At 42.7% G+C, this 23,864-nt stretch carries 21 protein-coding genes and 1 pseudogene; 9 read left to right on the top strand and 13 right to left on the bottom strand.

All coding sequences use genetic code 11. The annotated features are described in order from the left end of the window. Positions 1–79 precede the first annotated feature (79 nt). Entirely contained in the window at positions 80–1,411 is a 1,332-nt protein-coding gene (locus FTU36_RS03215; RefSeq protein ID WP_180116800.1) for an alpha/beta hydrolase, read from the top strand. A 69-nt stretch (positions 1,412–1,480) separates the two neighbouring features. Here the strand turns inward: FTU36_RS03215 and FTU36_RS03210 are convergent, their stop codons facing one another. Further along, the gene (locus FTU36_RS03210; protein ID WP_180088699.1) at positions 1,481–2,008 is read right to left on the bottom strand and encodes a disulfide bond formation protein B; all 528 of its coding nucleotides are present in this window, start codon (positions 2,006–2,008) and stop codon (positions 1,481–1,483) included. A 21-nt stretch (positions 2,009–2,029) separates the two neighbouring features. Continuing rightward, the gene (gshA, locus tag FTU36_RS03205) at positions 2,030–3,607 is read right to left on the bottom strand and encodes a glutamate--cysteine ligase (RefSeq protein ID WP_168379700.1); all 1,578 of its coding nucleotides are present in this window, start codon (positions 3,605–3,607) and stop codon (positions 2,030–2,032) included. Positions 3,608–3,817: 210 nt separating this feature from the next. Here gshA and FTU36_RS03200 point away from each other — a divergent pair, with 210 nt between their 5' ends. The 4 genes from FTU36_RS03200 (at position 3,818) to FTU36_RS03185 (ending at position 7,011) form a co-directional block, all read left to right on the top strand. Next, positions 3,818–4,357: a DUF924 family protein gene (locus FTU36_RS03200; RefSeq protein WP_180008629.1), complete on the top strand. Its 540-nt coding sequence runs from the start codon at positions 3,818–3,820 to the stop codon at positions 4,355–4,357. 59 nt (positions 4,358–4,416) lie between these two features. Beyond that, entirely contained in the window at positions 4,417–4,974 is a 558-nt protein-coding gene (locus tag FTU36_RS03195) for a hypothetical protein (protein ID WP_180041416.1), read from the top strand. A gap of 26 nt (positions 4,975–5,000) precedes the next feature. Beyond that, a complete protein-coding gene (locus tag FTU36_RS03190) occupies positions 5,001–6,311 on the top strand; it encodes a DUF445 domain-containing protein (RefSeq protein ID WP_180116799.1) in 1,311 nt (436 codons plus the stop codon). Between the two features lie 106 nt (positions 6,312–6,417). Then, positions 6,418–7,011 carry a hypothetical protein gene (locus FTU36_RS03185; RefSeq protein WP_180116798.1) on the top strand — a complete coding sequence of 198 codons (594 nt, stop codon included), beginning with the start codon at positions 6,418–6,420 and terminating at the stop codon, positions 7,009–7,011. 59 nt (positions 7,012–7,070) lie between these two features. On the opposite strand, the gene FTU36_RS03180 is transcribed toward FTU36_RS03185, so the two are convergent. Beyond that, positions 7,071–7,358 (bottom strand): DUF2798 domain-containing protein, encoded by a 288-nt coding sequence (locus FTU36_RS03180; RefSeq protein WP_372491143.1) that lies wholly within the window; start codon positions 7,356–7,358, stop codon positions 7,071–7,073. Positions 7,359–7,535: 177 nt separating this feature from the next. Between FTU36_RS03180 and argS the strand changes: the two genes are divergently transcribed. Continuing rightward, positions 7,536–9,326 (top strand): arginine--tRNA ligase, encoded by a 1,791-nt coding sequence (argS, locus tag FTU36_RS03175; protein WP_078190674.1) that lies wholly within the window; start codon positions 7,536–7,538, stop codon positions 9,324–9,326. 245 nt (positions 9,327–9,571) lie between these two features. After that, positions 9,572–10,171 carry an SPOR domain-containing protein gene (locus FTU36_RS03170; RefSeq protein ID WP_180041413.1) on the top strand — a complete coding sequence of 200 codons (600 nt, stop codon included), beginning with the start codon at positions 9,572–9,574 and terminating at the stop codon, positions 10,169–10,171. Between the two features lie 146 nt (positions 10,172–10,317). Here FTU36_RS03170 and asd read toward each other — a convergent pair whose 3' ends face one another. The 5 genes and pseudogenes from asd to FTU36_RS03145 all read right to left on the bottom strand — a co-directional run bounded on the left by asd (position 10,318) and on the right by FTU36_RS03145 (position 15,725). Then, entirely contained in the window at positions 10,318–11,169 is an 852-nt protein-coding gene (gene asd, locus FTU36_RS03165) for an archaetidylserine decarboxylase (RefSeq protein WP_180116797.1), read from the bottom strand. Beyond that, positions 11,166–12,014, bottom strand: a complete 849-nt coding sequence (locus FTU36_RS03160; RefSeq protein ID WP_180024687.1) for a sulfurtransferase — start codon at positions 12,012–12,014, stop codon at positions 11,166–11,168. Before FTU36_RS03160 ends, asd begins: the two co-directional genes overlap by 4 nt. A 153-nt stretch (positions 12,015–12,167) precedes the next feature. After that, positions 12,168–13,376, bottom strand: a complete 1,209-nt coding sequence (gene pncB, locus FTU36_RS03155; RefSeq protein ID WP_180116796.1) for a nicotinate phosphoribosyltransferase — start codon at positions 13,374–13,376, stop codon at positions 12,168–12,170. Positions 13,377–13,522: 146 nt separating this feature from the next. After that, positions 13,523–14,023 carry an ankyrin repeat domain-containing protein gene (locus FTU36_RS03150; RefSeq protein ID WP_180049699.1) on the bottom strand — a complete coding sequence of 167 codons (501 nt, stop codon included), beginning with the start codon at positions 14,021–14,023 and terminating at the stop codon, positions 13,523–13,525. Positions 14,024–14,208: 185 nt separating this feature from the next. Next, positions 14,209–15,725: pseudogene (locus FTU36_RS03145) on the bottom strand (catalase). Between the two features lie 229 nt (positions 15,726–15,954). Here FTU36_RS03145 and dtd point away from each other — a divergent pair. Next, on the top strand, positions 15,955–16,395 hold the full coding sequence (gene dtd, locus FTU36_RS03140; RefSeq protein ID WP_168379709.1) for a D-aminoacyl-tRNA deacylase: 441 nt from the start codon (positions 15,955–15,957) through the stop codon (positions 16,393–16,395). Between the two features lie 80 nt (positions 16,396–16,475). Here dtd and FTU36_RS03135 read toward each other — a convergent pair whose 3' ends face one another. The 3 genes from FTU36_RS03135 to serB form a co-directional block, all read right to left on the bottom strand. Further along, complete coding sequence (locus FTU36_RS03135) at positions 16,476–16,955, bottom strand: SCP2 sterol-binding domain-containing protein (RefSeq protein ID WP_078190615.1); 480 nt, start codon at positions 16,953–16,955, stop codon at positions 16,476–16,478. Positions 16,956–17,111: 156 nt separating this feature from the next. Continuing rightward, entirely contained in the window at positions 17,112–17,444 is a 333-nt protein-coding gene (aciT, locus tag FTU36_RS03130; RefSeq protein ID WP_078190616.1) for an AciT family ciprofloxacin tolerance protein, read from the bottom strand. 413 nt (positions 17,445–17,857) lie between these two features. Continuing rightward, positions 17,858–19,078: a phosphoserine phosphatase SerB gene (gene serB, locus FTU36_RS03125; protein WP_078193257.1), complete on the bottom strand. Its 1,221-nt coding sequence runs from the start codon at positions 19,076–19,078 to the stop codon at positions 17,858–17,860. A 77-nt stretch (positions 19,079–19,155) separates the two neighbouring features. On the opposite strand from serB, the gene FTU36_RS03120 reads away from it, so the two are divergent. Then, positions 19,156–20,412, top strand: a complete 1,257-nt coding sequence (locus FTU36_RS03120) for a hypothetical protein (protein WP_180116843.1) — start codon at positions 19,156–19,158, stop codon at positions 20,410–20,412. A gap of 49 nt (positions 20,413–20,461) precedes the next feature. Here FTU36_RS03120 and ppk1 read toward each other — a convergent pair whose 3' ends face one another. After that, complete coding sequence (gene ppk1, locus FTU36_RS03115) at positions 20,462–22,525, bottom strand: polyphosphate kinase 1 (RefSeq protein WP_180116795.1); 2,064 nt, start codon at positions 22,523–22,525, stop codon at positions 20,462–20,464. Between the two features lie 198 nt (positions 22,526–22,723). After that, entirely contained in the window at positions 22,724–23,692 is a 969-nt protein-coding gene (locus tag FTU36_RS03110; RefSeq protein ID WP_180008617.1) for a bile acid:sodium symporter family protein, read from the bottom strand. Positions 23,693–23,864: the final 172 nt, after the last annotated feature.

The following is a 23,864-nucleotide window of genomic DNA, read 5'->3' as shown; positions in this document are numbered from 1 at the left end:
AAATAAACAATGAAACTTCAGGCTATTCCAGTAATAAATACAATCGAGGAATAGCATTGAATGTAAGGATAGGAACATTATGCCTAGCTTAACACCATTGCATGAAACCTATTGTAAATGGGACCGCACGCCGCCCAGTCAAGCAGATGTACTGGAAGGTTTGGCACAACTCGTGACAATGCGTTTTAGTGATGTCGTGCATGACTTGATCAAAAACATTCAACGTGAAATTTTAATCAGTATTTTTGGAATGAGCGAACAAGGCTCGAAAGCCTTTCATAAGCAGCCAACCATTGCACGGATTTACGAATTTTCTTACAACACCTTTTTCAATTATGGCAATTATTTACTCGCACCAACGCTGCGTAGCATTATTGAAAAATTCCCACGCTTACACGACAAACCGCTCACGCCGTCTTTACATTTTCTAGTGGGCGCGCTGAATGGGGTCTTGGGCGACTATTTACTGAAATATCACAACCCGATGGCCTTACCCATGGTGGTTTACGACCATTATGGTGCGGTACAAAAAGGCGAATTAACCGGTCGTATTACCCTGTTGATTCATGGGCTGTGCATGAATCATCTGTCATGGTCGACAGCCAAATATGGCGGCATTGGTGAAAAATTACTTTCTCAACGTGACCATAACACCATGCTGTATTTAAATTACAATACGGGTCGTCGTATCTCGACCAATGGTCGCAGCCTAGCCAATACATTAGAAGATTTGGTCCGTCGCAACCCCGGCATTACCAGTATCGACTTAATTGGTCATAGTATGGGGGGCTTAGTGTCCCGTAGTGCCATTTTTTATGGCAAACAAAATATGTATCAATGGATTCATCAAGTCGAAAATCTAGTCTGCTTGGGCTCACCACATCATGGTGCTGTGCTTGAACGTATCGGATTTCATTTGCAAGATCAATTGGGGCGTTTCCCCTTGGTCAAAATCGTGGGCCACGTGGTGAATATCCGTAGTAACGGCATTTTAGATTTGCGCTATGGCAGCGTGCGTGATGACGATTGGGAACATAATGATGTCCGCATTGGACTCATGGACGACAACCGTAAACCTGCCCCGATTCCATCACATATCAATACCTACCTCGTGGCAGGGACCATTGAATATGAACATCGTCGCAATAAAACGCGACATGTGATTGGAGATTACTTGGTCAGCGTGAAAAGTGCCTTAGGGGAACACCCAAATGCACGTTATCAGCTTAAAGTGCCAGATTCACATAAAGCGATTTTTTATGGCCTGAACCATTTTGAAATTCAGCATCACCCTCAAGTGGCCGAGCAAATCGTGCATTGGTTCTATCCAAACAATGACGATAAAGCTTGTGATCATATCTATGAATTTATGATGGACTTGGAAAGTATGGAAGGCATTGCCCTAACCTAAAGTAAAATTTCTACCATGTGTATGCGTAAAAAAAGCCCTCAACTGAGGGCTTTTTTTTACATCATAGAATTAAAATTTATCACGTAAACGTGGCACGGGTTTGCTTGGGTATTTACGTATTAACTGCCAAAGACTGAGCAAAGTTAAGACCGCAAAAAACACCAATGACCAAACCGGTAAGGATTGTCCCAAGAACGTCCAATCCACTTTGGCACATTCACCAGAGCCGGTTAGTACTTGTTCAAAGACTGATTTTAACGGCAGCGTTTCTACCCAATAATCCAGTCCTGGGCCACAGCTAGGTACTTTGTCTGGCGGTAAGTTTTGCAGCCAAATATGACGCGCAGCCACCCCAGCAGACCAAAGAATTGATAGTGTCCCCAACAATGCGTAAATGCGTTTACCCCAATTCGATGCTGGATTGTGAATCAACGCAATCAATGAAATGATGCCGAGTCCAATCAAACCAATACGTTGGAATACGCATAATGGACAAGGTTCTAAGCCTTGTACATGTTCTAAAAACAGCGCAAAAGACATACCGATCACGCTGGCTAAAAACAACAAACCACTCACGAAGCGGAAACTCCATTTCATGGTAAATCCTCTTAAAATTTTTTATCTAAAGTTTTTCAAATATTCTTCAAAACTCAAGGTGCAGTCTTGCTCAAGTTGAGCCTGTTTTTCTAAAGACTGCTCAGCAGCTTGTGCAAAATATGCTGCAGTTTCAGGGCTCAAAACATGCTGCTCATACACTTCAGCATGTTGTAAGGCCATAAAGCTACCAAAGCCCCAAGTTCCACCTTGTTCTAAAGTATCGCTAATCATACGTGCCGACAATGTTTCATCGACTTCATCGATGCGTGATTGCATCACAGCCATTGCCTGAGTGTAAATATCTGTATTGTAAGAATCATCCAGCAATTCAGCCAACGGTTGCATCGCTGCAACATGTGTACGACACCATGTTTCAATTGGAATCGCTTGGCCTTGCTGTAAAATCACTGCGTTTGGCGCACGGCCACGGTTTACTACTTCAGCCTGATTTTTCTCAATTTCATTTTGTTCGGCATCTAACAATGCTGGGCTGTCTTGCAATAAACAGTATAAAGCCACCACTTCGAGCAAGCCTGCCGTGTCTTCATTGATCCCAATCGGGCTATAAGGATTGACGTCTACTGCGCGTAATTCTACATAACCCACACCACGATTTTGCAGGGCTTCAGATGGTGTTTCACCATCCTGTGGCACTTGTTTCGGACGAACCAAACTGTAGTATTCATTTTCAATTTGCAACACGTGGTCATTAATTTGAATCGGTTCACCCTGTTCATCATTTAAACCTAAATGACTAAATGCGGCATACGGGGTATGCACCGCTTTTTGCAAACCTTCCAAATATGCCTGAATGTCGTTGTAGTGAATCCCTAACTGTTTTTGTGCTGAATTTTGATAGCCAAAATTTCCCATACGCAGCGCCGTTGCATAAGGTAAAAATAACGTGCCTTTTAAGAGTGGTAACAGCTGATGTTCACGTCCGGTCATAAAACATTTACACACCGACGGGCTCGCCCCAACCAAAAACATCACCAATGGCGTTAAACGGATAAAATTACGGATCAGGCCAAAATAACGATGACTACGATAATCCTGTAAGCTCAATGCTTTGAGGGCGTCGTCAGTTTCGTGCTGTTGTAGTGCTTCAAAGAAATGATCTGGGAAGGATAAATTATAATGCACCCCTGAAATGGTCTGCATCCGGCGACCATAACGCACCCCTAAACCACGACGGTACAAGGTTTTAAAGCGCCCAATATTCGAGCTGCCATATTGCGCTAAACGAATACTGTCTTCGTCTTTATCCAACATGCATGGCATCGACAACGGCCAAAGTTTTTCACCATGTTCTAAATGCGTATGCGCAACAGCATGAATATCTTGCAGATAATTCAACGCCTCGGTAATGGTTTCTTTTGGCGGTGTGATAAATTCCATTAAAGCTTCAGAATAGTCTGTCGTAATATGCGGATGAGTCAAAGCCGCACCCAAGGCTTGGGGATGGTCGGCCTGAGACAAGAAACCGTTGCTTTGCATACGTAAGCTTTCACGCTCAATACCGCGCAACATTCCTTTAATCAGCGAAGAATCTACCCAAGTCGGTAAAATGTCTTGAGAGGTCGATTCGGGTTGACTCATTGCTATCTCGCTTAAATGGAAGAAACTACTAAAATAAAATCATCAGTTTATATCAGTATAACGCGATTTGAAGTGGGCAAATGACCCACTGTATAGTTTTGAGACAAACCGTGATTTTATTTTGGCAATTTTTTATCACAAACTTACTCTATATGACATTTGAAATTTGTGATTTTATAAACAAATATATGCTAATAATGCTTAAAACTTATGAATTATCAAGATATTCTCGAATTTTGGTTTAACCCAGAAAATCAGCCCAATTGGTTCGCTAAAAGCAATAATTTTGATGTTTTAATCGAAAAAAAGTTTAAAGACATCCATCTTGCGGCGAGTAAAGTAGAACTGTGGCAATGGCGTACTACTGCCGAAGGTCGTTTGGCTGAAATTATTGTTTTAGATCAATTTTCTAGAAATTTATTCCGTGACTCTGGCTTGGCTTTTGCCCAAGATGCACTGGCTTTGGCGCTTGCACAAGAAGCCATCGCGCAGGGTTTAGATCTACAATTAAGCCCTGAACAGCGCTCATTTTTATATATGCCCTTTATGCATAGCGAATCGACAAAAATCCATCAAAGCGCGTTAAAATTATTTGAGCAACTGGGCAATCCGATCAACTTAGAATTTGAAAAAAAGCATAAAGTGATTATCGATCGATTTGGACGTTACCCGCATCGCAATGCGGTATTGGGCAGAACATCTACAGCAGAGGAATTGGAATTTTTAACCCAGCCCAATTCTAGCTTTTAATTGACGGCTTTTGGCCAGTATCTCCCCTTGCCATGAACCGACTAAACAGGAGTATGCGCATGAACAAACTCATTATCGCAGCAGCCATAACCGCAGCACTCGGTTTGACTGGCTGTGCCACAACCCCATCAAAACCTTTGACCTTTGAACAACTCGGTCAATATTCTGCGACACCATTAAATGCGCAAAGCTATCGTATTAGCTTTCAAGCTAGACCCAATATGAGCTATGGTACTGCCGAAGAAATCACCTTGGTTAAAGCCGCTCAAACCACCCTACACAATGGCTTTCAATATTTTAAAGTCATGGATGACCCGAGTAATCGGAGTCAAAAACCGCCGCGCCAAGCGGTGATTTACCCAGACCCAATGCCTTATCCATATGGCTATTACCGTCGCCATCCTGGTTTTTGGCCAGGCCCGTTTTATGACGTTCCACAGGTGGTCACACTCGATCCAACTCAAGTTTCCTACAGTATTACTTGCTATAAAGATCGTGCCAAAGCCCCTCAGGATGCCTTTGATGCTCGCTTGATTTTGCAATCACTCGGGGCTAAATATGGTTTAGACAGCCAAGGAAATCCTTTGCCTGTAGCCGCTGAGCCTACCACCAAATAAGTCAACCCATAGAGACCCGATCATTGATGAACCCAACTGAACAGCCTGCTGTTTCACCTAGTCTGCAACGCAGTAAACGCTTCGCCACCATTGCTTTGGTGGTGGCGGTGCTGGCGTGGATTGCATTGATGATTGCAGCTAAATTGCTGCCCGAATACGTCTGGCTCATTCATATTTTAATGCTTTCAGCAGAAGCTGGAGTGGTTGGTGGTTTGGCAGACTGGTATGCGATAACCGTTTTATTTCGCAATCCCTTTGGTCGGATTCCGATTCCTAAATTTTTACGTGACCACACAGAAATTATTCCACGCAATAAAGCGCGCATTGCTGAGTCCATGGGCCGCTTTGTTCAGGAAAATTTTCTTTCACCCCAAGTGGTTGAAAAAAGTTTAGCGGAGACGGATCTCTCTCTTGCCGTCGGGAAATGGTTGGCCAATCCGCACAATAATGCTCAAGTGACCCAAGTCATTCAGCAAACGGTACCGAAAATTTTCGAATTTGTCGGTCAGGAACAAATTGGACGCTTTATCCAAAATAACAGCGTGCAATGGGTACGAAATACTCAGGTCAATCATTTGGCCAGTGAAATGCTACGGGCAGTTTTAGAAAATGACTTCCATCAAGATGTGTTACAGCGCGGGCTCGATTTAGCCCATGATTGGGTCACACAGCATCCAGAACAAACCCGCGACCTTTCACGTCAATTGTTTAAAGAACTCGGGGTTTGGAAGCTCGCCAAAGGTGCGAGCTGGATTGGTATTGATGTACAGCAGCGCACCATTGATTCACTGGTCAGTCGTGTTGAGTCCATGCTTGCCGACCATGAACATCCGTGGCGCCGTAAAATCGAAGACATGGCACAGCAACTCATGCATGAGTTGGCAGACAATCAAAGTGTAGCCAGCCAACGTTTGAATAGCACCAAAGACGCTTTATTAGACAGCCCACAAATGCTTAACTTTTTAAGCGGCGCTGTTGTGATTTTATGTGATGCGATTAAATCTGATCTACAAAAGCCGGACTCAGGTATTGCACAAAATTTAAGAGTCGCCATTCAACAAGTGGGCGAAAATATTGTCTCTAACGTCGCTGTACGCCAATTGCTGAATGAAAAAATGAGTGATATTGCCATCAATCTCTCCGACCAATACAGTGAAAAAGTCATTCGGTTTATCAGTGAACGTATACACGAATGGGACTCACGTGAAATGATCGATAAGATCGAAAACGAAGTCGGTGGCGACCTGCATATGATCCGAGTCAATGGTGTCGTGGTCGGCGGTTTTATTGGCCTTGCACTGGGAATTATTCGTGCCTGTGTAGAATGGCTGCTTTAGCCGCCTGCAGCAGTCCTCCTCAAAGGAGATTGGCCGCAGGTTTGAGCTTTATGCGTAGAACCGTTAAACTTTGCCGATCCGAAAATTTAATAGAACAATAAAATCTATGCATTTACCTGCCATCTATACACTACCATTCATTCTAATCATCAGTAGCTTAAGCGCTTGCCAGACCATTTCCAAAACCAGTAGCACAGTCAGCGACAAAGTGATGGGCATGCTCGGTAAAGAAAAAGCCCCTGAAATCGATAAAAAAGGCACTGTCGATATCAGCAAAAGTACCCAACAACAGTTAGAAACTCTGCTGACCAATATGCCGAAAAATCAGTGGGTCTATATTGAAAATGATCAACAAGGCACGTCTACCCTCAAAAATAAATCGGCAGACAATTTCACCTTGAGCCTCAAATTGAATTGCAAAATCAGCACTCAGCGCCCTACTTTCAGTTTAAGCAATGCAGATGGCCAAGAGATCCTAAAAGCACATGACACGAATGTGGGGCAAATTCAAATTCTGCTCGATAATAAAAACTTTGGAAATCCGTTTGAGACAGCCCATCAGCAAAAGTTCCAAAGCTTTAAAACCGCTGTCGCTCAGGCCAAAGTCATTAAAGTGTTTAATTCCTCAAAACTCTATACCTTCCAAAACAACAAAGCCGAATTACTCTCTAAAGCAGTAAGTTGTCGCGATAGCCTATAAATATTTAAAGCGAAATACAGTAAGTCACCGTTTGACTCAACTGTGACTTACATGCAGGCTTATTTTGCAGGTGGCTGTGGTCCTGACATATCAACCAGCAGGCCTGTAAATTTTCGAACAAACGGCAATAAAATCAGCACAATGGGAAAAGCAATTGCCCATGAAATCATCCAATTATGCAGCCATAGGGTAAGAAAACCCTCAAACCAACCTAAATTTCTGAGCATATTAATAAACGAAATAATGCCGCTCATGAGACAAGACAAAATAAACGGCACGATAATCAGCGCCCAGCGTGCAGCTAACTTCGGCACATTGCCAAAAATTTTAGGGGTGGGTTGTGACATATCCATATACTCAAGCAGTGATCCTGAATCGCTAAACCACTTATATCGTTTTACTTCGATATAAGCAATGCTTCATTTTTATCGAATATTTTTTATTCGCAACAAATGGGTTCACCTAAAGAGCCTGAAATTTGCTATATTTACCGTTTTTCTGCGACATTTATTTTTCGACTGATTATGAATACGGCAATACAAGCAGCGCTCGATCATGCAGTGCAATCCCTTCAAGCTGAAGGTGTACTCCCAACTGACTGGAACAATACTAGCAATTTGACCCGAACCAAAGACCGAAGCCACGGTGACTTTGCGTCAAACATTGCCATGATTGCTTCTAAAGCTGCAGGTATGAAGCCACGTGATTTAGCCGAAAAAATTCTGGCAAATCTTCCAGAAGTCGCAGATATCAGCAAAGCAGAAATTGCAGGTCCTGGCTTTATTAACTTCTTTTTAAATGCTGACCAACGATTTGCTGTCTTAGACCAAATTCAAGCTCAGAAAGATCAGTTCGGTCGTACACAGGCCAACGCTGAAAAACGTGTTCAAGTGGAATTCGTTTCAGCCAACCCAACGTCTAGCCTACACGTGGGTCATGGTCGTGGCGCAGCTTACGGTATGACCGTTGCCAATCTCCTTGAGGCAACAGGTGCCAAAGTTGACCGTGAATACTATGTCAACGATGCTGGCCGTCAAATGGATATCTTGGCAACATCGACTTACTTGCGTTATTTAGAATTGACGGGTCAACAACTGGTCTTCCCTAAAAATGCATACCAAGGCGACTACGTTAAAGAAATCGCACAAAGCATTATCGACAAAGATGGCGATGCTTATGTACGCCCTGTGGCCGACATCTACAAAGATGTTCCTGAAGATGTGCAATATGCTGCTGAACTCGATAGCGAAGGCAATAAAGTCGTTGTTTCAGGCGATAAAGAAAAACACATTGATGGTTTGATTCATAATTCACAAAACCATTTGGCTGCGGGTTACCGTGTGTTCCATCAAGCTGCGCTGAAAGCCATTCTCGATGACATTAAAGATGACCTCGGTGAATTTGGCGTGACTTTCAATCAATGGTTCAGCGAAGCAACCTTGACTGAAAAAATTGATGAAGCATTACAAATGCTCGATCAACGTGGTTTCTTATACGAAAAAGATGGCAACATCTGGTTCAAATCAACTGAATTTGGTGATGAAAAAGACCGTGTTGTGAAACGTCGTAATGGTCAGACTACATACTTCGCATCCGACATTGCTTATCACTTAAATAAACTACAACGCGGATATACCGATATCGTTGATATCTGGGGTTCAGACCACCACGGTTATATTGCACGTGTGAAAGCAGCGATTGATGCGCTTGGCTATGATTCTAAAAAATTGACGGTGCTTTTGGTTCAATTTGTGAGCCTATGGCGTGGCGGCGAGATGGTTCAAATGTCATCTCGTTCAGGTCAATTCGTGACTTTACGCGACTTACGTAAAGAAGTAGGCAACGATGCTGCTCGTTTCTACTATGTCATGCGTAAATCAGAACAACACATTGACTTCGACTTAGACCTTGCTGTGTCTCAAAGCAAAGACAATGCGGTGTACTACATCCAATACGCACACGCACGTATCTGCCGTATGCTCGAAAAAGCCGCTGCGACAGACGTTCAATTCTCTGCTGAAGCTGCACGTCAATTTGCAGCTAAACTTGAGTTAGAAGCTGAAACTGAAGTTCTTGCTAAACTTGCGGCTTACCCTGAAATTGTGGTTCGTGCAGCAAACAGCTATGAACCACACCAAGTGGGTAACTACTTGAAAGAATTAGCGGCGTTGTTCCATGGTTGGTACAACGAAAATAAAGTCTTGGGTGATGATGCAGAACTGACTCAAGCGCGCTTATTACTGTCTGTAAACGTACAGCAAGTTTTACGCAATGGTCTTGAATTATTGGGTGTGAGTGCGCCTGAATCAATGTAAGCCATTCTTAGTATACGTTAGAATCCGTCCATGTATGAACCATATACATTGACGCCTATACAGGCTCTTTATGAGCCTGTATTTTCATGGATATTCAGTCATCTTTTAATGAAAACTTGAAGATGTTGAAATTGTGAAAATTAAACATAAACAGCATGACAGTCATGTAATATATAATAATCAGAACTTGGTTTTGGGTCAGTTCCTACTAGGTTCGTAACAATTACAATTAAAGAGGTTTCCTCGTGTTTGGAAAAACGCAACGCGGTGTATCAGAGCGGCCAAATCAGCCTAAAAAACCATTGATTCCTGCATGGTTAGGTACACTTGTGATCATTTTAATCGTGTTGAGTTTCTTGGTGGCCTTGATGTTATGGAAACCATGGGAGCCGGTAAAACCGAAAGGTCAAATTACCTCTGAACACTACCAAGAAGAAACCAATAAAGATTACCGTTTTTATGATCTGTTGCCTCAGCAACAAGTCACCCCGATTCCAGATCAAGCTGTGCCTGAAACAGATACCAAAGAAACCGTGGTGATCGTTGAAGCACCTGAAACGGCTACCACTGCACCGACTGAGCCGGGTATTGAAGCCACAGAAACAACACCTGCCCCTGCAAGCTATATTTTGCAAGTGCGTAGCTATGATGACCCTGACCAAGCCGATGCCCGTCGTGCAGAAATTATTTTAAATGGCTTATCTGCCGATGTGATCCAAAGTAATGAAAATGGCAAAGTTTGGTATCGCGTCGTGTCTGGCCCCTATGATTCACAAGAAGCTGCTGTGATTGCACAACAAACTTTACGTCATAGCAGTATCGACTCGATCGTCGTAAAACGCTAAATTTTGAATTTAAAAAAAGCGCCTGATGGCGCTTTTTTTTTATTCATTCCTTTAATAAAGGGAGGTTAGAAGGGATTCTTTTTTGAATACATCAGCTTAGCTCAAAAACCTCTCCCTAACCCTCTCCTAAAAGGAGAGGGAATTCATTAAATGGTATGCCCTATAGCTTCGCCCATCACCACAGTCGAGTTGGCTTTAAAGGTCGCATCCCATTGCATTTTGTTTTCTTCAAACAACACAACCGCTGTTGAACCTAAATAGAAACGGCCCAATTCTGCACCTTTTTCTAAGAATAAATCGTGTTGATTCAGTTCCAAACGCCCTGTCGGTTTAACTTTACCTGTAGCCACGGTTTCAATACCTGCCACGATCATTGCACCTACCAGTACGACCGCCATACGACCAACTTCTGTATCAAATAAGCAGACCATGCGTTCATTACGAGCGAATAAACCCGGAATATTTTCAGCAGTGGTCTGGTTTACAGAGAATAATTCACCCGGTACATACAGGGTTTCTGTCAATGTCCCTGCAAATGGCATATGTACACGGTGGTAGTCTTTTGGTGACAAATAAACCGTAGCAAACTGCCCATTTTTAAAGGGTTCAGCCAATTGTGGATCGGCAATTAGGTTTTCAACAGTGAACTTCTGGCCTTTGGCCTGAAATACATCACCATTTTCAATTTTACCCAGTTGTGAAATCGCACCATCTGCAGGTGAAACAACACTGGATGGATCAGCATCGACTGCACGCACGCCTTCTTTTAAAGAGCGAGTGAAAAATTCATTGAAGGATTTAAATTTTAAGGCATTGCTTTGCTCAGCAATCGACATGTCGATGCCATACTGCGCTTTAAATGCGGTAATCACGGCATTTTTCACCACAGGGTTTTCGCTTGCAGCCAATTTACCCACGATACGTGATAATTTGTGCTGTGGAACAACACGCTGAGCTTGAATAAAAATTTGTTTTTTTAACTGAGATGTAAGGCTCAAGACGGCAACTCTCCGGTGATCACAGGACTATCGAGTCGGTTGCCCCACTCGCTCCACGCACCATCATAAGCTCGAATATTCCAACCGAGTAAACGTCCCAGTATATAAGCTAGGCCCGACCGATGATGGGACTGACAATACACCACCACGGGTTCGTTTAAATTGAATCCCAATTGTTCTAAGCGTTGTTGTGTGCGTTCTAAAGGATGCAATTTTAAATGATTTTCTCGGTTAAGGGCAGTACTCCATTCGAAATGTCGTGCCCCCGGAATGTGACCGCCGCGTCGCGCAGCCAAACGTAAGCCTGTATATTCATCTTCGGTACGGCAGTCCCATACTTGGATCTGCTCCTGCTGTACACGAGCCAATAGCTCATCATAGTTTGTTTGATACTGAGCACGCGCCTCTGCACTTACTTCAACCAATGGGCTCACGGGTTCAAATTGCTCAATTTCAGACGAGGTCGGTAAGCCTGCCCCAAGCCAAGCATGGATGCCACCATTGAGGAGACTGGTATTTTCAAAACCGAGGCAATGTAAGTTCCAAATCAGTCGACCAGCCCATGCCCCACCTTCATCGTCATACACTACTACATGATGTTCTGGACTGATATTCAGATAGCGAATGAGCTGTTCTAAGCCAGCTTGGTCAGGTAATAGCCCCATCGCTTGTTCTTCTTGGCGCACTAACAGTTTCGGCTGCACATGCAGTGCATGTGGAATATGCAATTGGTCATAAACCGAACGACGACTCAAATCGACGATCCGTAGTTTTTCATTACCAAGATGTGGAACCAATTCTTCCGCTTCAATCAGCAGACCAAAATTCAGTGTAGATGCTGTCATCGTTGTTCGTGTTGTATTTTGTGCGATTAAATTCGATCTTAGCATAAGTCATTTTCACTATTATTCTGAATTTTTGCATTCCTTTAGCAATATTTTAGATATAAAAAAGCCGAATCATTGATTCGGCTTTTTTATTTTTATCTAATGCTGTGTTTAAGCGCTAACTTCAGAGATGTCAAACACCTGACGTAGATACGCTAAGAAAGTATCATTATCTGTCATGGTTTTACCCGGACTATCTGAAATTTTTGCCACAGATTGACCATTACATTCAACCAATTTCAGTACGATATTCAGCGCAGTTTGCCCCATATCATTGGTCAAGTTGGTGCCAATACCAAAGCTAACTTGGAAACGGTCTTTGAAGTAATTATGCAAATCCCACGCTTTTTCGATATTTAGACCATCACTAAAGGTCAACATTTTACTTTTGCTATCGACTTTAAGCTTTTTGTAATGTGCATAGGCTTTATCGCCCCATTCATACGGGTCGCCACTGTCATGACGTAAACCGTCAAATAGTTTGGCAAAGTACAAATCGAAGTCACGTAAGAACGCATCCATACCGACAACGTCCGTCAAAGCTATCCCTAGGTCACCGCGATATTCTTGGACCCAAGTTTCTAGTGCCGCTTTTTGAAAGTCACGTAATCGAACATCAAGAGCTTGGAACGCCTGCAAGAATTCATGTGCCATGGTGCCGATTGGAATAATATTCAAATCTTTGGCAATCAGGACATTACTGGTGCCACGGAAAATATTCGGAACGGCTTGATAAAATTCAGCAATCACGTGTTTTTGCCATTCGTAGCTATAACGACGGCGCGTCCCAAAATCAGAGACTAAGAATGGCGGATCATTTGGATTTTGTGCCGCTTCGTATTGTTTTAACAGCGCAATTTTATGTTGAAGACGAAGTTCACCTTCAACCAATGTTTCTGGGGTACGAATACGTTGGAAATACAGTTCATTGACGATCGCCAAGACAAAGATTTCAAACATCATCGCTTGAACCATTGGGCCTTCTACCCAAATATCTAAACGACCTTCTTCATCAATGCCGGCTTTAATAAAACGACGTTTGAGCTGGAATAATTCAAGATAATCAACAAAATCGCTTTTAATAAAACGTAAACTGCGTAAATACTGCAATTCATCTTCTTTAAACTTCAACTGACATAGCATGTCGAGCTGCGTGTTTAAATCATCCAAAATTTCGACCAGTGGATAGGCTGTATCATCCAAGTTACGGCAGCGAAAGTGATACACACTATGGGTTTGCGGAAATTTGTGTAACACCACTTGAAGCATGGTGAATTTATACAGATCTGTGTCTAATAAGGATTGGATGATTGGAGACATAAAGACTTTCAGTTTTTATCAACTCTTTGCATTAAAGCATACTTTATTGATAAAAAGCCGATTGATTTAGTGGAATAACTTATAAATCACCACGATTCATCGACTTTTTTCAATTTTTTTGCTAAAGCTGAGCGCGATCTAGCTCACTATTTTTTGAGCAACTGTCGATATTTTTCTTCTTGACCAAATTCACGTGCAAACTGCTCTGCGGTCTTTTGCCCCGTTTTTTTTGCATTGGCATCACAGTCCACTTGGCGTAATTGCTTTGCAATCGCCCATTCCAATTTAAACATGGCACCCATCAAAGCGGTGTTACCTTTATTGTCACGTGCGCAGCGGTCTGCACCATGTTCCAACAAGCGAGTCACAATATTTTGATGACCATAATAGGTCGCCATCATCAGCGGTGTAAAACCCGAGGCATTGCGCACATCAACAGGAAAACCATGCTTGAGAAACTCATTGATGACTTCTTCATTGCCGGTTTTGGCTGCGGCAAAAAAGATTGCAATCAATTCCTGTTGTGAGGTCATCTGATCGCTTGCAGTCGCTTTAGCGGGGGAGATATCTTCCGCGATTGCCACGTTTGCGAATGCGGAACCAAACGCAAGAAGACTGGCTAAAGTCAAATGCTGCATAACTTTCATGATGAACTCCAACAGAAATCGAATGTAGAATTGAATTGGAAACAATTCATTTCATTAAAAAAAATGAATATTTAAGGAGTGCCTATGAAACTCCCCCTAGGGTGCAGGAAAGGTATGGAGCTTCATAGGACTTTTTTGAGGTAACGTTCTAGCCCCTAGTTACCAATCCTTCAGACTGATCGAAATTAGTCTTTCAGTTGTGCTGCTTTGGCTTTTACAGTTGCAAGGTTACCGTTTACTGCTTTGGTCATACGCATACCGTAATCTGCATCTGCTTTGTAGAAGTAAGACAACATGATGTGCTTGGTCTCAGAATCTTTTACGTTGCCAAGATCCGCAGCCAAGTTCATGATTAAATCGTCTTTTTCTTTAGCAGAGTATGAACGGTAAAGCTCACCCGCTTGCTTGAAGTTTTGCTCTTTGGTACCGATCTGTTGAACTGTGCCAGTCAGCGGTGTTTGAACTGCACGTGCTTTCTCAGTGGCAGCTTTAGGCTCTTTACGGCTTGGCTCGTAGTTCACGTCAGAATCACGCTCGCTAACATTCATGTAGCCATCTTGGTTGTTGTTGTTAACAGCAACAAGCGGACGGTTTACTGGAATTTGCTGGTGGTTCGCGCCTAAACGGTACATTTGAGTATCTGAGTAAGAGAAGATACGACCTTGTAATAGACGGTCTTCTGAAGGCTCGATACCTGGAACTAAGTTACCTGGAGCCAATGCCACTTGTTCAGTTTCATTGAAGAAGTTTTTTGGCATACGATTCAGCGTTAAAGTCCCCACTTTGGTTTCTTTCACTAGATCTGTAGGCCAGATTTTTGTTGGATCAAGCGGGTCAAAATCAAAGCTGTTTAAATCTTTAGGATCTAACACTTGGATATAAAGATCCCATTTCGGGAATTTACCAGCATTGATGTTGTTATAAAGATCGTTAGTCAAGTGGTTGAAATCTTTACCTTGTTGCTCAGCAGCTTCTTTAACGTTCAGACCTTTCACACCTTGTTTAGAGCGGAAGTTGAATTTAACGTATTTGTATTCGCCTTTGTCGTTATAAAGCTTGTATGCATGCACACCAAAGCCGTCTTGTTCGCGGTAGCTGGTAGGCACGCCTTGGTTACCATACACATAAGTCAACATGTTGGTTGCCCATGGCTGGCTAGACAAGAAATCAAATACGCGGTTTGCGTCTTGAACGTTGTTGATTGGGCTAGGCTTCATGGCATGGATGAAGTCTGGGAATTTGATCGCATCACGGATGAAGAACACTGGAGTTTGGTTACCCACTAAGTCCCAGTTGCCTTCTTGTGTATAGAACTTAATCGCAAAACCGTGCGGGTCACGTAAAGTTTCTAGAGAACCTTTACCGTGAATTACAGTCGAGAAACGTAAGAAAACTGGAGTCTTGGTACCTGCTTTGAACAATGAAGCAATGGTTAGATCAGATAAATCTTTAGTTGCAACGAATTCACCATAAGCACCTGTACCACGGGCATGTACCACACGCTCAGGAATACGCTCACGACCAAACGTTGTAATTTTTGAACCGATTGTACGTCTTGAAGTAGAACTGAACCATTTGGACCCGCAGTAATCGAGTTTTGGTTATCGCCTACTGGTGCACCATTGTCTTTAGTTAATGGCGCTGCTTGAGTCGCCGCTGTTGCTGTTGCTAACATCGCAACCAATAAAGAACGCTTAAACATCGTCTTAATATCTCTGTTAAATACCTTTCCTGCCCCGCAAAGATACTGATATTTAATAAATAGATAAAACAGATTATTTTCATAAATTCAATCGCATTATTAGATTTATAAAAAATATACATTTCATTTTCAAATGTTTGAGCCCAAAATTTTCTAAACATCGCTTCGAAAGAATGCTGTCTTTGCTACAATCCCTGCCCTATGTTCAATTTTCTACTCGGAAGAATTTATGCGGGCCTTGTTACAACGTGTTTTGGAAGCCAAAGTGGTGGTCGATGGTGAGATCACGGGTGAAATCAATCACGGTATTTTAGTGTTTTTAGGACTTGGTAAAGCTGACGATTTAGAAAAGGGCAAAAAACTGATCGATAAGATCTTGAAATACCGTTTTTTTGATGATGAACAAGGCAAGATGGGCTGGAATGTCAGTCAAGCTGGCGGTGGTATCCTCTTGGTGTCTCAATTTACTCTGATGGCACAAACGCAAAAAGGCCTGCGCCCTGATTTTGGCCCTGCCATGCCGCCAAACGATGCCAAAGCACTGTATGAACAGCTGGTCGATTACACCAAGAGCCAATATGATCATGTGCAGACAGGCATCTTTGCCGCCGACATGAAAGTGCATTTGGTCAATGACGGTCCAGTGACCTTTAATTTAGAAGTTGAATAACCACTGAAGCATTAAAAAAGCCCTCAAAAGAGGGCTTTTTTAAATCCTCCCGCTAAAGGAGTGAAAACAAGGCGTAAATCTTACTTACCTGTTTTTTCTTTAATAAACGCACGTGCGATTTTAATTTTTTCTTTAACCGGTTTTGGAAGTTTAGGTGGAATTAACTTCGCCACTTGGTTAAACCAGACCAGTAGACCAAAATCACCTTCCATTTTAATACTGCCATTTTGCATACCCGTCATAAATGCAGTTGGGTCACCTTTCATCAAGGTTTTTACACCCTGTTCGCTGTCCGCAAATTGCAAAATAAAGTCTGCTTTTTCAGCATCGCCTGAAACAGTATCAATCTGTCCGTTATTTACAATAATTTGACGTGCAACACCCAAATCTGTACCGATTTGAATGCGGAATTGACGTTCATGAACCAATTCAATGAATTTAGGGCTAGTACGTGCAAGCTGTTTCATACGAAGCGCTAAACCTGCCACGAGTAAATCAAGTGGATCCGTACTGACATCAACTAAAGGTAGTTTTACGACAGGAATTGATGATAGTTTCATGACTTAAAGCCTATTGTAATTGTTGGAAAATTGACTGGCTTCATCCTACCATAACTTGGCTTTTGAGAAGTAAGGCTTTGTATCTCAAATCGGACTAATACGTTCATAAAAAAATGCGCCCTCAGGCGCATTTTCATTGAAATTTTGTTCTGGCACTTATCGGCTCGAACATTGCTGTTCTTCATCATATACAGGCGTGTGCTCTATACATTGGCGCTTTGCCATCGCACGCTCTGCACGGCGGTCTTCACGTAACAATACTAAAGTGAATACCACCATTGCGGCCATTAATGCCGTTAAATAACTATAAGTCACTGATAATTCAAACATGGTTTGTGTGCCAAATCGAATCACTTCAATGAGTCCCCACACCAGCATCCCCGCCAGCATAAAACTTAACCAGCGACGATAAGGCGAGAAGAAAACAGCAATCACAGCCGCCGATACCAAGCTCAGGCCAACGATTGTTGCTAAATTCGCTGTTAACATAAAAACCTCCGTCATTTGACAGCTGACATCTCTTGTCTTACAGGATGCTGAGCCGTCTCACTACTGTATCTTCAGTAAATAGATTTGGTCGATCTCAATCTCTTGCAAGCATTATGCTGAGTTTTTTGCATAAAAAAAGTCTCGTTTTTTGTCCATGCGACACACCTTGTCGCAACATTATTTTGTCATTACATTTTTTCTTTTTAAAGAATTTCTAGAACAATGATGGCATCTCGTTTCGAGTGTCATTACAAAAAAAACAGCTGATTTTAGGCTAAAAAAATTAATTTTTCGAATGCTGTTAATCGTTGTTTTTATCGACAATTTTCTTCTACCGTTCATCGGATGAGCTGAATTCTTGGCATAAAAAACGCAGCCTTTTGGCTACGTTTTTTAGTATGAATTAAATGCTTTTAAGCACGATTCAAATCTTTATCGTGCACACCAAGCAGGTAAAGAACACCATCTAAACCCACACTTGAAATGGCTTGATTGGCATTTTGACGCACCAAAGGTTTCGCACGGAAGGCAACGCCTAAGCCAGCTAAAGACAACATTGGCAAATCATTCGCACCATCACCGACTGCAATGGCTTGTTCTAATGAAATCCCCATTTCTTCAGCGATTTGTGTCAATAAGAAGGCTTTGCGGGCACCATCCACAATATGGCCTTTCACTTCACCGGTTACCGCGCCATCTTGGACGTCCAGTACATTGGCATGGACTTCATCGATACCCAGTTTTGCTTGTAAATATTCAGCAAAATACTGAAAACCACCTGACAAAATAGCCGTGCGATAGCCCAGTGATTTCAGCGTTGAAATGAGACGTTCCGCACCTTCTGTGACAGTCAGACGTTCTGCAATCTTAGGCAATACCGAAGCATCCATACCTTTGAGTAGTGCCACACGTGCACGGAAACTTTGTTGGAAATCGAGTTCACCTTGCATAGCACGTTCAGTGATTTCAGCCACTTGAGCGCCGACACCCGCTTCAATCGCCAATTCGTCAATCACTTCTTGCTCAATCAGCGTCGAGTCCATATCAAAGCAGACTAAACGACGATTACGACGGTAAGCATTGTCTTCTTGAACGGCAACATCTACCCCTAGTTCAGTAGATAGACGTAAACATGCTGCACGCATCGCAGTGGCATCCAACATCTGGCCTTTTAGACCAAATTGAACGCAGGCACGGCGCGGACCTTCACTTGATCCATCTAACTCTGGACGGCCAGATAAACGAGTCACAGTTTCAATATTGAAGCCTTGGCTCGACACAATATTTGTAACTGCCTGTAAATGAGACGCCTGTAATTCTGGCGCAAGTGCCGTAACGATATAGCGTGTGCGGCCTCCCTCATTTACCCATTGTTGATATTCTGTTGTAGAGATTGGTTTAAAGCGCACAGTTAAGCCAATATCATGTGCTAAAATCAACATCTCCTTCATGGCTAATGCTGTCGCAGTTTGGTCTTCCGACGAAACAACAATACCTAAAGTCAGCTGATTGTGGATGACTGCTTGTCCGACATCTAAAATCTGTAAGGAATGTGCGGACAAAACCTGCATTAATCGTGTAAATTGATTAGGTTGGTCAGGTCCTAAAAGTGATATAAGAATGATTTCTCGCATGAATTGACTCGGGTCTGAGCTACAACTAATGTAAGAATCATAATCTAAATTGAATAGAAATGCCTTGGAAGTTTACGTTGAATGCGCCTAGACAAGGGCTATTTGCTAGCCTATTAGTAGTTTGTTTTGCTTTGCATACCTTTTTATTGGTATTGGCAACAACCCACCAACTGAACGAAAACCGTGCCAGTCAGGGACAACTGATGACCAGTCAATTGGTTACAGACAGCCTATCTGAGCTTGAGCCGGCCAATACCGTATCATTAGCTTTACTTGCTGACCGCTATGCAACCAACCCGAGCGTGGCTTCCATCCGCATCTTAAATGCCAATAATCAAGTTTTGGCCACAGGCGGTTTGACCAAAACCCGTGACGGTGAAATCTTTGTTCGTGATGCGTTGCAAAACGAAAAGAAAGTCGGAACGGTTGAAATCACTTTAATTAAACCAAGTATTGGTGAAATCTTACGTACGCAATGGGCCGCGATTCTATTTTCATTATTCCTACATGGCTTGTTGTGGTTAGCGTATCGTGCCATTGCTCGCCCTAGTCGTACTGAATATTTAGCGCGAATCAACAATGAATCACGTCTAAAACATGAAATTCAAACGCTAGCGCAGGCTTTAGAACAAGAAAAACATAATGCCGCTGTGGCGATTGCTCAAGCGCAGCAAAATGCGCAAGCAAAAGCAAAACAGCATAAAGACATGAAACCAGTGGTTCTCGACAGCAACAGCTTGGCATTAAATATTCAATTTTATGATCCGAAACAGCTGCTCGATAGCGTCAACAAAACCGTGTCTGTGCCGTATTTTAATCTCTGCCAAATTTTCTTAAATAAAACCACAGAACTCTGTGTTCAACATTATAAATTGAACAGTTCTGACATCAGTACGGTACATAAGTTTGATGAACATGGCGCAACCATCAGCATGACCGCTGACACTCCAGATGCGCTGCGTTGCCTCACCATGATCAGCTCAGTATTCCAATTGCTTTCAGATGTTTTATATAAACGCTACCGTGAAGAAAAACGTTTCGTTTTACAAACCCGTAGTGCAATTTCAAGCTCTGTCGAAGCCATGCAATTGTCTTCTGTGCAAGCGGCTGAACGTTTAGTCCAACAATTGGTTGCTAAAGAAAGTGCCATTCATGTGCCGACAACTTTGCTCAAAGAGATTTCAGATCATTTCCAATTGGTCAGTTTGCCAAATCCGACCAATGTGCTCACTCGTCATGCATTTATGCTCAATGGGATGGACAGTGATGCCGCTGAATTGGCTCAAAACTTCAGAACTGAAATTTTAAAATCCAAACAGGCAAAAGCCTCGTAAAGGTTTTAGCGAAATCAAAAATCCCGACTTAAGTCGGGATTTTTTTGTCTTAAACGGTCGAAATTTTCTGTGCAATCAAATATTTTTGCGCGTTATGCGGCTCGGCACCTGCTTCAACCGCGACTTTCTCCCATTGCCCATTCGACTGCATTTCCCATGCATTTTGATTATCTTCCAAATAGTTAAGTAAACAATCTTTCATAATGCGTTTTTTCAAACGGCTTTCTAAAATGGGAAAACAGGTTTCGACCCGTGAAAATAAGTTACGTCCCATCCAATCGGCACTGGCACAGTACAATCGTTTTTCGCCTGCATGCTCAAAATAATACACTCGAGTATGCTCTAAGAAGCGTCCGACGATAGATCTCACATGAATATTCTCAGACATCCCTTTGACCTGAGGAATCAAACAACAAATCGAACGGATAATTAAATCTACAGATACCCCTGCTTGCGATGCACGATACAAAGCAGCAATCAGTTGCGGTTCCGTGAGTGCATTGACCTTCACAATAATTCGTGCGTATTTTCCCGCTTGCGCGGCAATAATTTCCTGTTCAATCAGTTTCAATAGTTCGGTATGCAGGGTAAATGGTGCATGCAGTAAGGCTTTTAGTTTCGCCATCTTGCCCATGCCTGTCAGTTCCTGAAACATGCGATGCACATCCTCGCAAATATCGGGATGCGTCGTCATCAGGCCATAATCGGTATACATCCGCGCATTGCCTGCGTGGTAATTACCTGTTCCCAAATGGGCGTAGCGCAATAGTTGATTATTTTCACGGCGCACAATCAGAATCATCTTGGCATGGGTTTTATAGCCCACAATGCCATACACCACGACAGCCCCAGCTTCTTGCAATATATTGGCCACGGTAATATTGGATTCTTCATCAAACCGCGCCCGAAGTTCTATAACTGCGGTTACTTCCTTACCGTTGCGAGCCGCCTCCGCCAAAACTTGTACGATGTCCGAATCTGGCCCACTGCGATAAAGCGTCTGCTTAATGGCTAAAACCTGAGGGTCTTTTGCAGCTTCACGTAATAGGTTAATAACCGGTTGAAAGGAGTCAAACGGATGATGTAACAACACATCTTGTGTTTTTAATACATCAAAAATCGCGGTTTGTTTACGAAAAACTTTAGGAATAATTGGTGTATAGAACGGATATTTCAGTTCTAGCCGATTAAAACTGGTACTGAGCCGCGATAAATTGATCGGGCCGTCAATGCGATAGAGCTCCTGCTCACTCAAATCAAATTCATCTAACAAATAATCAATAATGCTTTGCGGACAATCATCTTCAATTTCTAAACGAACTGCCCGACCAAAACGGCGTGAAGACAATTCATCTTTTAATGCCACCGCCAAGTCATCCACATCCTCAGCCAAAACCAAATCTGCATTGCGTGTCACTCGAAAGGCATAACAGCCCGTCGCTTTCATCCCCGGAAATAAATCATTGATGTGTTGCTGAATAATGGCGGTCAGGAAAATTTGTGTCTCTGCACTGCCTTCAACTTCGGTGGGCATTTTGATTAACCGCGGCAACGAACGTGGCGCAGGAACAATCGCCATTTCAATGGCACGACCAAAGGCATCTTTGCCTTCTAGGCTCACAATAAAGTTGAGGCTTTTATTGACCAAGCGTGGAAACGGATGAGATGGATCTAAGCTAATCGGTGTTAAAACTGGTTGTACTTCTTTACTAAAATAATGGCTAATCCACGCCCGATGTTTTTCTAAAATATCTTTAAATTGAATAAAGCGAATGCCTTCACTTTGTAATGCAGGCAATACAGCATGATTAAGGGTCTGGTATTGCTGTGCAACTGTGCCATGAATCACTTGGGAAAGTTCATCTAAGACCACTTCAGTCGGAATGGCATCTGGCGTCCGTACAATTGCATTCAAATCTCGTTGTTTCATCAGCCCCGCAATGCGAATTTCAAAGAATTCATCTAAATTGCGTGAAAAAATGATGAGAAAATTCAAGCGTTCAAGTAAAGGTAAACTTGAATCGAGTGCCTGAGCCAAGACCCGCCGATTAAAATCTAAAAGTGACAATTCACGATTATAATAGGTCGCTGATGAATGCTGAAAATGTTGCATACCCTCTCAATGCTGTTTGAAACAGTCTATATCTAAAGTGTTTGCCGGCATGTTAGGCAGCGGATATGACACTTATGTTACAAATAGCATTAATCAATTAAAAAAGCATGCAATTCCCTAAAGCCCTGTTCATCAAATCGTAAAATTTATTTTCGACATCAAAAAAGAGGGACATTGCCCTCTATTTTACTGAATTGTTTATTGCACAGGCTTGTCTTGTTCCAATGCTTTGGGCTCACTCGTCCGTGCTGCCCAATAGGTTGCCAGTGCGGGACCCGAAATATTGTGCCACAAACTAAAAATCGCACTCGGCACAGCGGTCAGAGGTGAAGCGGCAAAATGGGTCGCCGCCAATGCCACACCCAAACCTGAGTTTTGCATCCCAACTTCAATCGACACTGCTTTACAGTCTGCATAGGGCAATTTAAACAGTCGGCTGGCCCAAAAACCCAATAGATAGCCCAAGCCATTATGTAAGGCCACTACCCCAAGAATCAGTAAACCTGATTGCAAAATCTGTGTTCGACTACCCGCAATGATGGCCGCCACAATCGCTACAATTGCCACAACAGAAACCAATGGCATGACCTGTATATAGGCATCCACTCGGTGCTTAAAGACAGTTCGAATCATTAACCCCACAATGATCGGAAATAAAACCACTTGTAAAATTGAAACCAACATCGATGCCGCATTAATTTCGATCCATTGGCTTGCCAGCAAATAGAAAATCGCAGGGGTTAAAACCGGTGCGAGTAATGTCGAAACAGAGGTACAGGCAACAGATAATGCGGTATTACCTTTTGCCATATAGGTGATGACATTAGAAGCCGTTCCACCCGGACAGCAACCGACAAGAATGACCCCGATCGCGATCTCTGTCGGCAGTTGTAATAATTTACACAAGAAAAAAGCCAATCCCGGCATCACAATAAACTGTGCCAAAACCCCGATCATCACAGCTTTAGGGCTTTGCAATACACTTTTAAAATCTTGCAGTGTCATGGTCATGCCCATACCCAACATAATGATGCCTAGCATCCATGGGATATATGCTTTTAACCAAACAAATACATCGGGAAAAAACATGGCGAGCGCTGCAAACAGCACCACCCAAATCGCAAATGTTTTCTGCACAAATTGAGTGAATTTTAAGAAAGCCGACATAGGCATCTTCCATTTAAATACAGGGACAAAAAAAGGCACACCCTTGTCACTGCTGTCCCATAGTTTGCTTTAAATAAAAAAACCTGAGTCCTAACAGTTAAAATATGAGTGCAAACAAACACTTTAACGACCAGGATTCAGGTTTTGTCACATCAGAATACCGTATTTCATG

Origin of the sequence: Acinetobacter sp. YH12096 (genome assembly GCF_013419215.1) — a bacterium.
Lineage (GTDB): Bacteria > Pseudomonadota > Gammaproteobacteria > Pseudomonadales > Moraxellaceae > Acinetobacter > Acinetobacter amyesii.
This window is presented reverse-complemented; position numbering and strand designations above follow the sequence as displayed.